At 63.3% G+C, this 12146-nt stretch carries 11 protein-coding genes; 6 read left to right on the top strand and 5 right to left on the bottom strand.

All coding sequences use genetic code 11. The features are described 5' to 3' along the window. Both GQ59_RS04315 and GQ59_RS04310 read right to left on the bottom strand, forming a co-directional pair. Entirely contained in the window at positions 1–1956 is a 1956-nt protein-coding gene (locus GQ59_RS04315) for a methyl-accepting chemotaxis protein (RefSeq protein ID WP_037077778.1), read from the bottom strand. 395 nt (positions 1957–2351) lie between these two features. Then, positions 2352–2945, bottom strand: a complete 594-nt coding sequence (locus GQ59_RS04310; protein ID WP_037077771.1) for a TetR/AcrR family transcriptional regulator — start codon at positions 2943–2945, stop codon at positions 2352–2354. 237 nt (positions 2946–3182) lie between these two features. Here GQ59_RS04310 and GQ59_RS04305 point away from each other — a divergent pair, with 237 nt between their 5' ends. From GQ59_RS04305 to GQ59_RS04295, 3 genes are read left to right on the top strand one after another with little or no spacing between them, the layout of a single operon-like run. Next, the gene (locus GQ59_RS04305) at positions 3183–3656 is read left to right on the top strand and encodes a (2Fe-2S)-binding protein (protein WP_037077766.1); all 474 of its coding nucleotides are present in this window, start codon (positions 3183–3185) and stop codon (positions 3654–3656) included. Then, a complete protein-coding gene (locus tag GQ59_RS04300; protein WP_037077763.1) occupies positions 3656–4639 on the top strand; it encodes an FAD binding domain-containing protein in 984 nt (327 codons plus the stop codon). The genes GQ59_RS04305 and GQ59_RS04300 overlap by 1 nt, the downstream gene beginning before the upstream one ends. Then, entirely contained in the window at positions 4636–6924 is a 2289-nt protein-coding gene (locus GQ59_RS04295; protein ID WP_037077760.1) for a xanthine dehydrogenase family protein molybdopterin-binding subunit, read from the top strand. Before GQ59_RS04300 ends, GQ59_RS04295 begins: the two co-directional genes overlap by 4 nt. A gap of 34 nt (positions 6925–6958) precedes the next feature. Here the strand turns inward: GQ59_RS04295 and GQ59_RS04290 are convergent, their stop codons facing one another. Then, entirely contained in the window at positions 6959–7912 is a 954-nt protein-coding gene (locus tag GQ59_RS04290; RefSeq protein WP_037077757.1) for a LysR family transcriptional regulator, read from the bottom strand. An 80-nt stretch (positions 7913–7992) separates the two neighbouring features. Here GQ59_RS04290 and GQ59_RS04285 point away from each other — a divergent pair, with 80 nt between their 5' ends. Continuing rightward, positions 7993–8622, top strand: a complete 630-nt coding sequence (locus tag GQ59_RS04285) for an NADPH-dependent F420 reductase (RefSeq protein ID WP_432762567.1) — start codon at positions 7993–7995, stop codon at positions 8620–8622. A gap of 3 nt (positions 8623–8625) precedes the next feature. Here GQ59_RS04285 and GQ59_RS04280 read toward each other — a convergent pair whose 3' ends face one another. After that, positions 8626–9288 carry a sulfite oxidase-like oxidoreductase gene (locus tag GQ59_RS04280; RefSeq protein WP_037077753.1) on the bottom strand — a complete coding sequence of 221 codons (663 nt, stop codon included), beginning with the start codon at positions 9286–9288 and terminating at the stop codon, positions 8626–8628. Between the two features lie 87 nt (positions 9289–9375). Here GQ59_RS04280 and GQ59_RS04275 point away from each other — a divergent pair, with 87 nt between their 5' ends. Together GQ59_RS04275 and GQ59_RS04270 are read left to right on the top strand one after the other, a co-directional pair. Next, entirely contained in the window at positions 9376–10548 is a 1173-nt protein-coding gene (locus GQ59_RS04275) for an aminotransferase (protein WP_037077751.1), read from the top strand. A 27-nt stretch (positions 10549–10575) separates the two neighbouring features. After that, complete coding sequence (locus tag GQ59_RS04270; protein ID WP_051903771.1) at positions 10576–11856, top strand: DUF763 domain-containing protein; 1281 nt, start codon at positions 10576–10578, stop codon at positions 11854–11856. Here GQ59_RS04270 and GQ59_RS04265 read toward each other — a convergent pair. Then, positions 11838–12119, bottom strand: a complete 282-nt coding sequence (locus GQ59_RS04265; RefSeq protein WP_162183280.1) for a tautomerase family protein — start codon at positions 12117–12119, stop codon at positions 11838–11840. The two genes, GQ59_RS04270 and GQ59_RS04265, sit on opposite strands and share 19 nt — an antisense overlap. Between the last annotated feature and the right edge of the window lie 27 nt (positions 12120–12146).

Raw genomic sequence — 12146 nt, 5'->3', positions numbered from 1 at the left:
TCAGAAATCGGTCCACTGGGATTCCGCGGTTGCGGCAGCCGCGGCGCCGCCGAAGGACTTGCTGACGCGCTGTGCAAGGCGGCGGGCCGGCGATTCCTGCGGAGCGGCGTTGCGGCCGGCAGCAACCGGGGCGGAACCATAGGCAGGTCGCTGCATGCCGGAACGCCGGCCGCCTTCGGAGAGCTGGAAGCGGGTCAGCAGATCGCGAAGCTTCGTGCTTTCCGATGCGAGGTTGGCGCCGGCGGCATTGGTTTCCTCGACCATCGCGGCGTTCTGCTGCGTCACCTGGTCCATCTGGTTGACGGCCGAGTTGACCTCTGCGAGGCCGACCGACTGTTCACGGGCCGCGGTGGCAATCGCATTGATATGCTCGTTGATGGTGACGACGTGGCTTTCGATCGTTTTCAGCGCATCGCCGGTCTCGCGGACGAGCTTGACGCCGTTCTGGACCTCGGCCCCAGACTTGCGGATGAGATCCTTGATCTCCTTGGCCGCATTCGCCGAACGCTGGGCCAGCTCGCGGACTTCCTGGGCGACGACCGCGAAACCCTTGCCGGCTTCACCGGCTCGGGCCGCTTCGACGCCGGCATTCAGCGCCAGAAGGTTGGTCTGGAAGGCGATCTCGTCGATCACGCCGATGATGTTGGAGATCTGGCTGGACGACTGCTCGATACGCTGCATGGCATCGACGGCGTTGGCGACGACGGCGCCCGACTGGGCGGCGCTGGAATTTGCCTGCAGGGCGATCGTCTTTGCCTCGTCCGCACGCTTGGAGGAGTTCGAGACGTTGGCGGTGATCTCGTCGAGGGCGGCTGCGGTCTCTTCAAGCGAAGCTGCCTGCTGTTCGGTGCGCTTGGAAAGGTCGTCGGCGCTCTGGCTGACTTCACGCGAACCGCTGTCGATCGACTGGGCGGAGTCGGCGACTTCGGAAAGGGCTGCGCCGAGGCGGGACACGGCGGAGTTCAGGTCTTCGCGCAGGTCTTCGAAATCCGGAGCGAAGGGCTCGTTGAGCTGGAAGGCGAGATCGCCGGAGGCAAGGCGGCGCAGGCCGGCGGCAAGGCCGGAGGTCGCTTGCTGGAGGCGGGCCTGAGCGGAGGCTTCCGCCTCTTCCTGCAGGCGGATACGGTCGGCTTCGGCCTGGGCGCGGGCTTCTTCGGCCTGTTCCTGAAGCAGCCTGTTGGAGATCGCGGCCTGGCGGAAGACTTCTACGGCACCGGCCATCGCCCCGACTTCGTCTCTGCGGCCCGCGAAGGGGATCTCGGTTGCCGTGTCGCCTGCGGCAAGGCCGCTCATCGACGCCGTGATGCGCTGGATGGGTCGGGCGATACCGGACAGCACATAGACCGCCGCGCCAACGATCAGCAGGAAGACGACGCCGAGGATGGTCTCCATCGTGGCGAGCGCGGTGGAATAGGTCGTCTCCGCCTTGGCGGTTTCGAGGGCCGCCTCGTCCGTGTTCGACTTGACCAGCTTGGTAACGGCTTCCATGACCGGCTGGATTGTGACGCGCATCTTTTCCATCTCGACGCGGGCGCGGGCATCGGAAGCCTTGCGGGAGAAGTCCAGCATCTTCTGGCCGTTGAGGACGTATTTGTCGATGCCCGTCTGGGTCTGGTCGATGATCTGCTTTTCCTGATCGCTGGAGATCAGCGGCCTGTAGGTCTGGAGAGCAGCCTTGAGCGAGTCGGACTGCTGGGCGATCAGCTTTTCCGCAGCGTCCATGCCGAAATCCGACGTGGTCGTCAGATGCCCCATATAGGCGACCGTCATTCCGAGAATGGCCGTCTCTATATTCTTCGAGGCCTGCACGCTGGGCATCGAGTTTTGCGAAATCGTGGTGAGGTTTCCAGCGACATTGGAGAGTGAGGAAATGGCTGCCCAGGCGAGAACGGCGACGAGCGTCGCGATCGCGCCGAAGACGGCGATGAGCGAGCTGCGGATGGAGAGACGGGACATGAGGTTCGGCTCCGGATTGGTGAAGCCTCGAATGAGGCAACGCGTTTTCACGCGCAGATCTGATATCTGGCGGTGTGGGAAGAGAACCGGTCTCATACCGGCTCCTGCGCTACACCGGATGGCGGTCGCGCGTTAGCCGGGAGCTTAGGTTCAAACTCTTTAACGACAGATTGAATTTTGATAGTATATAATGACTCTTGACGATTTTCAGCGCAAAAAATTCGAAATTTCGTCTGTGCTATCCGCTTATTTTATAACAATAATATTGAAATCGGATTTTCTCAGTAACAGGCTACCTGTCAATCCGAGATTGCTTGATTTTCCGTTCAAACGAGATGCGAAATCTAGCCCTGTGACAAGCAGGTCGGGCGCAGATCCGATGCACGGAAGAGGCGCTATCTCCGGGTCCGCAGGCCGTCCATCAGCAGGCCGATCAGGCGATGCGACCGCTCACGCCATTCGGGCGATTCCGGGATGGAATAGATGCTCGACAGCGCGTGCAGGAGATCGGTCGTTTCGATGTCGCGGCGGATATATCCTCCATCGCCTGCAGTCTTCAAAAGACTTTCCAGCGCGCCGCGGATGAGGCCCGAGCCCTCGGAAAAAAGGGAGGAGTTGGATGTCATGAGAATGCGCAGGCTGTTGGCCATCCCGCGCTTGGTGGCGATATAGCCGACGAAGCGCCGCATCCATTCCTCGAGCGCCATGTCCGGCGAATGTAGCCTGGCAAGCTCGGTGGCCGCGCTCGCCAGGCCTTCGAGCTCGCGGCGATAGACCACCTCGACGAGATGCTCACGGCTTGGAAAATGGCGGTAAAGCGTGCCGATGCCGACGCCGGCCTGCCGCGCTATATCTTCCAGTGAAGTCTCGACACCCTTTTCCGCAAATGCTGCGGCCGCGACTTCGACTAGCCTGTCGCGGTTGCGGCGGGCATCGGCGCGAAGCTTGGTCGATGCGGGCGATGTCGTCTTCGGCTCGGCCGAGGCCAAAATACTGCTCCAGGCAAATGGGGGCTTGACGAAAATTCGTAAGCCACTAGTTTAAACGGAGGCTCCTCCGGTTATCTGGAGTGCCTTCCACTTCTTAGTCCAGAGGGGGACGGATGTCATGCCGAAATGTGCCGGCGCTTCTCTCGCCGAGCATGATCTAGGGCATCTCAGCCAGTCGGCTAGTCCGTTCCAGACTTTAAAGTTCTCATTCTCGTGACAATGGCAGGAGCTTGATCCATGACACGAACCATCCATCTTTCGCTCGATATCAACGGGAGGCGGTACGACCTCGATGTCGAACCGCGCGTCACCCTGCTCGATGCCCTGCGCGAACATCTGGCGCTGACCGGCACCAAGAAGGGCTGCGACCAGGGCCAGTGCGGCGCCTGCACCTGTCATGTCGACGGCAGCCGTGTGCTTTCCTGTCTGACGCTCGCAGCCCAGGTCGAAGGCCGGCAGATCACCACGATCGAGGGGATCGCCGCCGAAAACGGCGAGCTGCACCCCGTCCAGGCGGCTTTCGTGGAGCATGACGCATTCCAATGCGGCTATTGCACGCCTGGCCAGATCATGTCGGCGGTCGCCTGCATCCGCGAGGGCCATGCGGGATCCGACGAGGAAATCCGCGAATACATGTCCGGCAATCTCTGTCGGTGCGGAGCCTATAACAGCATCGTCGCGGCGGTGCGCGAAGCGGCGGAGATGGCGTGATGAGAGACTTTTCCTATCTCCGAGCCTCCTCGGCCGATGAAGCCCGCCAGGCGGCGCTCCAGGCCGGTTCAGTGCTGCTTGCCGGCGGCACGACGCTGCTCGATCTTGCAAAATGCGGCGTGATGGAACCGGAAACGGTCATCGACATCACCTATCTCTCCGGTCTCGGCGGGATCGAGGTCGATGCGAACGGCGCCAGGATCGGTGCGCTTGCCAAGATGGGCGAGGTTGCCGATCACGCGGGCATCCGCGCCGCTTTCCCGGCGGTTTCGGAATCGCTGTCGCTGGCGGCCTCCGCCCAGCTGCGCAACATGGCGACGATCGGCGGCAACCTGCTGCAGCGGACACGCTGTTCGTATTTCCGCGAACCGGACGTGTTTCCGGCCTGCCACAAGCGCAATCCCGGCTCCGGCTGTTCGGCGATGGGCGGTATCACCCGTAACCACGCCGTCCTCGGTACGAGCGATACCTGCATTGCCAGCTATCCGGGCGATCTCGCCGTCGCGCTCATCGCCTTCGACGCGGTGGTCGAACTCGGCGGGCGGACGGTATCGGTCGATGACTTCTTCCTTCTGCCCGGCAATACGCCGGAGAGGGAAACCGTGCTGAAACGCGGCGAGATGATCACCGCGATCACCGTCCCGGCCTCGGCGGCGGCGAGGAACTCGACCTATCTGAAGGTTCGCGACCGGCAGTCCTATGAGTTTGCGGCGGCGAGCGCCGCGGTCGGCCTCGAATTCGAAGCGGACGGCCGGACGGTGCGGGATCTCCGCGTCGCTCTCGGCGGTGTGGCCACCAAGCCGTGGAGGGCGCGCGCCGTCGAACAGGCGCTGATCGGCACGGTGCTCAGCCCGGAAACCGTCGAGGCAGCCAGCCGGCTCGCCATGGACGGCGCCGTCAGCCACGGCGCCAATCACTACAAGATCGAACTTGCGCCGCGCGTCGTCGCTCGCGCCATCCTGAAAGTTGGAGGTCTCGCATGACCATCATGGAACCCCGCAAACACGGCGATGCCTCCGACGGGACTGTCGGCGGGCGTCAAACGCGCTTCGAAGGCAATCTGAAGGTCACCGGTGGCGCGACCTATGCGCTGGAATATCCGGTCGAAGGCCTTGCCTATGCCATCCTTGTGCAGAGCACCATTCCGGCCGGTAGCGTCGTTTCGGTCGATGCAAAAAAGGCGCTTGCGGCCGCGGGCGTGCTGATGGTGCTGACACCGGATGACGACATGGGTCTCCTGGTTGCCTCCGACTGGGGTGGCAATCGCCCGGAAAACCAGCCGTATTATCCGCTGCCGCGGCAGGTGCAGTACAATGGCCAGTCGATCGCCGCCGTCGTCGCGGAAAGCCGCGAACAGGCGGTCGAGGCGGCAAGGCTGATCTGCATCACCTATGAGAAGGCACCGCATGTCGCAAGCTTCAACGATACGGCGGCCGGCGAAGGCAAGGTGATGGACAATCTCACCTCCGGATGGGGAGATGCCGAGGCCGCACTTGCTGCCGCACCGGTTCAGATCGAAGGCGAATATTCGACGCCGCGCGAATATCACGTCGCCATGGAGCCACATGGCCTCACCGTAAAGTGGGATGGCGACCAGATCACGGTGTGGGAGCCGAGCCAGTGGTCTCACGGCATGGCGCGAAGCTATTCCGAATGGTTCGGCATCCCTTACGAAAATGTCCGCCTGATCTCGCCGTTCATCGGCGGCGGGTTCGGCTCTAAGGGTGCGGCCCTTGCCCATGGCGCGGTGGCCGCTTTCGCAGCAAGGAAGCTCGGGCGGCCGGTCAAACTTGCGCTGACGCGACCGCAGAATTTCACCAACTATGGCGGTCGCGCCGCGACGCGCCAGACGATCAAGATCGGCGCGACGGAAGACGGCGTCCTTCAGGCGATCGTGCATCGCGGGGCGAGTGAGACCTCTACCTACGCGGACTGGCCGGAGCAGACCGGGGCGGCGACGCCGATCCTCTACAGGATCGAGAATTTCTCCTCCCAGCATCGGGTCGTGCCGGTCAATACCGTCACGCCCGGCGCGCTACGCGGTCCGGGCAAGAACCCCAGCGCCTTCGGCATCGAAAGTGCCATGGAGGAACTTGCCTACAAGCTAGGCATGGATCCGCTCGAACTGCGGCTGAAGAACTATGCCGATCGCGATTACCAGTCGGGAAAACCCTGGTCGACCCGCCGGCTGCGCGAAGCCCTGATCGAAGGTGCGGCGGCCTTCGGATGGTCGAAGCGCAGCCATGAACCACGCTCGATGCGCGACGGCAACCAATTGGTCGGCTGGGGCATCGGCTGCGGCACGTTCCCGGTCATACAGGCGCCAAGCGAGGCGATGATCCGCATCCTGCGCAATGGCCGCGTCGAGGTCGTCAGCGGTGCGATCGACATGGGGCAGGGAACCTATACGATCCTTGCCCAAACGGCAGCCGAAGTGTTCGGCATTCCCGTCGATCAGGTCGAGGTCCATCTCGGCGATTCCCGGCTGCCGGGCTCGGCGATTGCCGGCGGCTCGATGCTGGCGGGCTCCATCCTCGGCGCCGTGCACAAGGCAGCGACGGCGGCCCGTGACGAACTGATCGGACTGGCACTCAACGACGAGAAATCGCCGCTGCGCGATACCGGCGCCAATACGCTGACCTTCAGCGGCGGCCGCATCGCCGTGCCCCGTGACCGGGGTCCGTCACTCACCTTGTCGGAGCTGATGGCGGCGCTCGGTCGCGACGAGATCGAGATACGTCGCAACACGCTGCCGGAGGGTGCGACCGTCCAGGAACAACATCAGGCCTGGACGACGATGGCAAAGGTCCAGGGGCCGACCATGGGCGAATATTCCATGCACAGCTGGTGCGCCCATTTCGCCGAAGTACGGGTGGACGAGGATTTTGGGACGGTACGGGTATCCCGGATCGTCTCGGCCTTCGATTGCGGCCGGCTCTACAATCCGCGGCTGGTGGAAAGCCAATGGCGGGGCGGCATCATCATGGGCATCGGCCAGGCTCTCCTCGAGGAAGGTCTCGTCGACCAGCGCAACGGCCGCACCGTCAACAACAATATGGGCGACTACCTCGTGCCGACCAACGCGGACGTGCCGCATATAGAGGTGATCTCGGTCGGCATTCCTGACTACGGCGCCTCGGCGCTGGGCGGCAAGGGTGTCGGCGAAGTCGGGATCGTCGGCGTCGCGCCGGCAATCGCCAACGCGGTCTTCCACGCAACCGGCAAACGCGTCCGCGACCTGCCGATCACGCTCGAAAAGTTGATCTGATCGATCTGGCGCACCCGGTTCCGGCCGGGCGCGCCTATCTTCTCTTCGGCATGTTCGATGCCCCGAGGCTGCCGGCGAAACGTTCGGCCAGACGTTCCTTCCGGAAATGCTCGACCACGAAATCGACAAAAACCCGGGTCTTTGCCGGCAGCAGGGTCTTGCTGGCGTAGTAGATCGATATCGGCCCAATATCCGCATACCAGTCGGGCAGCAGGCGGACGAGCGTGCCGCTCTCCAGATACGATAGGGCATCGGGCATCGCGATCATCGCGACGCCGAGGCCGAGGTCTGCGGCGTGGGCAATGGCGGCCGGGTCGTTGAGCACCATCTTTTCCTTCAGTGCAACCGGTACTTCGTCGCCGCCGGCATTTCGCATCACCCATTGGCGGATACGGCCGGTATTGGAAGAGCGCATATGGATGCCGTCGAGGTTCGCAAGATCCGCCGGATGGGCCGGCATGGGCCTGTCCCTCATGTAGGCCGGTGAAGCGACCAGAACGATATGGGCCGGCGCCAGCACCCGGGCGACCGCGCCGGGCGTCAGTTCAAACCCGCCGCCGATCGCTGCGTCATATCCTTCGGCGATCAGATCGACCTGCCGGTTTTCGAACGCCCAGTCCGGGCGGATCAGCGGGTAGCGCGCCATGAACTCCGGTAGCAGCGGCAGAATATAGTCCGTTCCGAAATGCGGGCTCATGCTGACCTTGAGCATGCCGGCCGGTTCCGCTCCGTCCGAAGAGACCTCAGCGATCGCGGTCTGCAGCGCCTCGACGTGATCGCGGATCTCCGACAGAAAGCGTTCGCCCGCTTCGGTCAGCTTCAGCCTTCGCGTGCTGCGCTGGAAGAGGCGGGTGCCGAGGTTCCTCTCGAGCATCGCGACATTGCGGCTGACGGCCGCGGGCGTCAGCGCCAACCGCCTGGCTGCAGCCGAGAAACCGCCGAGTTCGGCGCTGCGCATGAAGGATTCGAGATTGGCGAGGCTTTCCACGGCGGGTCATTCTCAACGGTTGCTTGAAGATGATTGGCATTATTACCGGCTAATCAAGCGCCAATCCAGAAGCGATATTCCTGTCATCGAAACCACAAGGAGTATCGCACATGTCCATCGGTATCATCGGCGCCGGCAATATCGGCGCAGCCTTCGCCCGCGCTCTTGCCCGCAGCGGCGTGCGTGCCACCATCGCTAACAGCCGCGGCCCGGCCTCGCTCGAAGCACTGACGGCTGAGCTCTCGCCCTGGATTTCCGCCGGCACGATCGAAGAGGCCGCAAGTGCGGACATGGTGCTGATCGCGGTGCCCTGGACGAAGCTGCCGGCGGCCCTTGCCGGCCTGCCGGACTGGAACGGGCGGATCGTCATCGACGCCAACAATCCGATCGAGGCGCCGCTCTACAAACCGGCCGAACTCAACGGCCGTCTTTCCAGCGAGATTGTCGCGGACCTCGTGCCGGGTGCCCGGGTGGTCAAGGCGTTCAATCATCTGTTTGCAAAGCTCGTCGAGGCCGATCCCGCTTCCGAGGGCGGCAAGCGGGTGCTGTTCTATTCGGGTGACGATGCCGCGGCCAAGACGGAAGTCGCCGCCTTGACGGAGAAGCTCGGCTTTTTCAGCATCGATCTCGGCCCGCTTGCTGTCGGGGCCAAGCTGGCGCAGTTCCCGGGAGGCCCGCTGCCGGGATTGAACCTCGTTAATTTCGGCTGATCCTCAGTCGTCCGAATAACGCTCCTCGGACCAGGGATCGCCACGCAGGTGGTAGCCGTTCTTTTCCCAGAAGCCGGCCTGATCCCGATCCAGGAATTCGATCCGGTTGAGCCATTTGGCGCTCTTCCAGAAATAGAGGTGCGGCACCACCAGCCGCACCGGCCCACCGTGCTCCTCGGTGAGCGGCTTGCCTTCCCACTCCGTGACGATGATTGCGTCCGGCGAAGCGAAATCCGAAAGCAGCAGGTTGGTGGTGTAACCGTCATAGCTCGTCAGCATGACGGCGACCGCCTCCTCCTGGGGATCGACGAGATCGAGGAAATCGTGCGTCGAGACGCCTTTCCAGTTGTTGTCGTAACGGGACCAGGTGGTCACGCAATGGATGTCGGAGCGCATCTCGGTCTGGGGCAGGGCCTGGAAAGCCGCCCAGTCCAAGGTTTTCCGGTTGTTGACGAGGCCGCGCACGTCGAGTTTCCAGCGTTCGGTCGAAACCTGCGGCTGCTGGCCGAGATCGAGTACCGGCCAGTTCTTGACCAGATGCTGGCCGGGCGGCAGGCGGTCGGTTTCCGGCCTTGTGATCCGGCCGGTCAGGAACTTGCCTTGCTCTGCCCATTTCCGTTTGGTGAGGGTGAGCTTTGAATCCTCGGGCTGAATGTCGTCGGCCATATCCGGTTCTCCTTGCGTCGCCCGATAATCTGATAAACAAGAAAGGCAATCAATCGTCTGTCTTGGAAATCCTGTTCTCGGAAAATCATGCCCGCCTTCAATCCCCTTATCGAAAAGCTCAGCCCGCCGCCCGTTCCCTCCGTTGCCGCCTGGGGGCGTGCCTATGACGGGTCCAGGGGGCCGCTGATTGACCTGTCGCAGGCGGTGCCCGGTTATCCGGCTCACCCGGAGATGTTGAATCTGCTCGGCGAGATGGCGTCCTCGACCGCCTTTACCGGCTATGGACCCATCGAGGGTGAGGCAGTCCTGCGAACCGCCTATGCGGCGCATGTCTCGGAGGTTTATGGCGCAGGCATCGGGCTCGGGAACATCCACATCACGTCTGGCTGCAACCAGGCCTTCGTCTGCGCTGCGATGACGGTGGCCGGCCCCGGCAATACGGTGCTGATGACCGAGCCCTTCTATTTCAACCACGAAACGACGCTGGCGATGATGGGCGTCAAGACCGCGTTCATTGCCTGCGATGCGGCGAACGGTTTCCTGCCGGATCTTGTCGGGCTCGAAGCTGCGATCACCGGCGAGGTGCGGGCGCTGGCGCTCGTTTCGCCCAACAATCCGACCGGGGCGATCTATCCGCCGTCGCTGCTCGACGCGATCTTCAGGCTCTGCCGGAACAAGGGCATCTGGCTGATCCTCGACGAGACCTATCGCGACTTTCTGCCGGCCGCGGACCAGGCGCCGCACACGCTGTTCAGCCTCGACGGCTGGGAAGACACGCTGATCAGCCTCTACAGTTTTTCGAAATCCTTCTGCATCCCCGGCCACCGGCTCGGGGCGATCACCGCCGGGCCGGTCGCGGTCGAACAGATTGCCAAGATCATGGACAACCTGCAGATCTGCGCGCCGAGGGCGGCCCAGGCTGCCGTCGCCAAGGCTCTGCCGCTTCTCGCCGACTGGCGCGAGGAGAACCGGCAGGAGATCGGCCGCCGCGCCGATGCCCTAAAGGCGGTGATGCGCTCCGTCAATGACTGGAAGCTCGATGCGATAGGCGCCTATTTCGCCTTCGTGCGGCACCCCTTCCCGGGCAAAAGCTCGGCCGAAGTGGCGGAAAAGCTCGCCAGGCAGGCCGGCATCATTTGCATTCCCGGCGCCTATTTCGGCGACAGCCAGCAGGATTATCTGCGCTTCGCCTTTGCCAATGCAGACGTTCCGACGATCGGGCTGCTGCAGGAACGTTTGCAGAACTTTTCCCTATCGTGACGACTGGCGGCCGTATATAAGCGGAGCATGGTTCAAAGAGCAGGCAGCGCCGATCTTCCGCTTCACGGCGGCCGGGTTCCCCGGTGGCTCGGCGAGCGCATGACCAAGCTCGGCGCGGTGATCACCGAGGCGATCGTCATGGAATACGGCCGCGACGAACTGCTGCGGCGGCTGGCGCATCCCTTCTGGTTCCAGTCCTTCGGCTGCGTCATGGGCATGGACTGGCATTCCTCCGGCATCACCACCAGCGTCCTCGGCGCGCTCAAGCGCGGGCTGACGCCGATGGCCGGCGAACTCGGCATCCATGTCTGCGGAGGCCGCGGCCAGAGCTCCCGCAAGACGCCGGACGAATTGATCGCCGTCGGCAACCGCGTCGGCATCGACGGCAGCAACCTTGCGACGACCAGCCGTCTGGTCGCCAAGGTGGACAGCGCCGCGGTGCAGGACGGTTTCGATCTTTACCTGCACGGTTTCATCGTAACCGACGACGGAAAATGGGTGGTGGTGCAGCAGGGCATGAACGGCGACAAGCGCCAGGCGCGGCGTTACCACTGGATTTCCGAGGGGCTGAAAAGCTTCGTCGATTCCCCGCATGCGGCGATCGAGGGCCGACAGCAGGGCGAGATTGTCAACCTCGCCGACCACCGCGCCGAGGCCTCCCGCAAAGGCCAGCTCGATCTGCTCGCGACGCTCGGGCCGGACCGTATCGTCCGCGAGGTGATCGCCATCGAGCCGGCTCGCAAGACGAAGGAAACGGCGCAGCCGATGCTGCCGCACCTGATCATGCCGGCTCATCACGATGTCCGCGAGGAGGACGTCAACATGAGGCGGCTGCATGGGACGCTGGCGGCGGCGGCCGATCGCGGGCCTGAAGATTTCGAGAACCTGCTGCTGATGCCGGGTGTCGGGGCGCGGACGGTCAAGGCGCTCGCCATGGTCGCCGAGGTGGTGCATGGCGCGCCCTGCCGGTTTTCCGATCCGGCGCGCTTCTCGCTCGCCCATGGCGGCAAGGACCGGCATCCGTTTCCGGTTCCGCTGAAGGTCTATGACGAAACGATCAAGGTGATGAAGTCGGCGGTCGGCAAGGCGCGGCTTGGCCGCGAAGAGGAGCTGCAGGCGCTGAAGCGGCTCGACGACCAGGCCCGGCAGATGGAACGGTATGTGACAGGCCCGGACCTCAAGGAGATCGTCGCCGGCGAATTCCGCCAGTCGCACGAATGGGGCGGCCGCAGCGTCTTCGGCTGGGAGCCTCCGGCGGAGGAGGCCGCCAATTTTCCGGGATCAGCCGATTACTTGAAGGGATCGTAACCGGGCTTCTTGTAGATGAGCTCAGGCTGTCCCTGGATATCTGGCACATAGACCTTGTCCGTCCAGTCGTCCTTGGCGACATCCTGGATGGCGACGGATATCGAGCTTTCGGTAGAACCGAGGGCGGACATCAGCGCCTTCGTCACTTCTGCCGTCAGCGCCTGCTTCTGCTCTTCGGAGCGTCCCTCGAACATTTTTACGATTACGTGGGGCATGTTGCGCTCCTTCGATATGCAGCTCTCAAACCAACCGGAAGCGAGCATAGACCGTCCCGCTCCTGGAGATCAATC

This window comes from Neorhizobium vignae, from assembly GCF_000732195.1.
GTDB classification, from domain to species: Bacteria; Pseudomonadota; Alphaproteobacteria; order Rhizobiales; family Rhizobiaceae; genus Neorhizobium; species Neorhizobium vignae.
This window is presented reverse-complemented; position numbering and strand designations above follow the sequence as displayed.

Coding starts and splice junctions, on each gene's coding strand:
- GQ59_RS04265 (WP_162183280.1), bottom strand. CDS start 12,119: ATGCTCGCTTCCGGTTGGTTTGAGAGCTGCATATCGAAGGAGCGCAAC.
- GQ59_RS04270 (WP_051903771.1), top strand. CDS start 10,576: ATGGTTCAAAGAGCAGGCAGCGCCGATCTTCCGCTTCACGGCGGCCGG.
- GQ59_RS04305 (WP_037077766.1), top strand. CDS start 3,183: ATGACACGAACCATCCATCTTTCGCTCGATATCAACGGGAGGCGGTAC.
- GQ59_RS04280 (WP_037077753.1), bottom strand. CDS start 9,288: ATGGCCGACGACATTCAGCCCGAGGATTCAAAGCTCACCCTCACCAAA.
- GQ59_RS04315 (WP_037077778.1), bottom strand. CDS start 1,956: ATGTCCCGTCTCTCCATCCGCAGCTCGCTCATCGCCGTCTTCGGCGCG.
- GQ59_RS04275 (WP_037077751.1), top strand. CDS start 9,376: ATGCCCGCCTTCAATCCCCTTATCGAAAAGCTCAGCCCGCCGCCCGTT.
- GQ59_RS04295 (WP_037077760.1), top strand. CDS start 4,636: ATGACCATCATGGAACCCCGCAAACACGGCGATGCCTCCGACGGGACT.
- GQ59_RS04300 (WP_037077763.1), top strand. CDS start 3,656: ATGAGAGACTTTTCCTATCTCCGAGCCTCCTCGGCCGATGAAGCCCGC.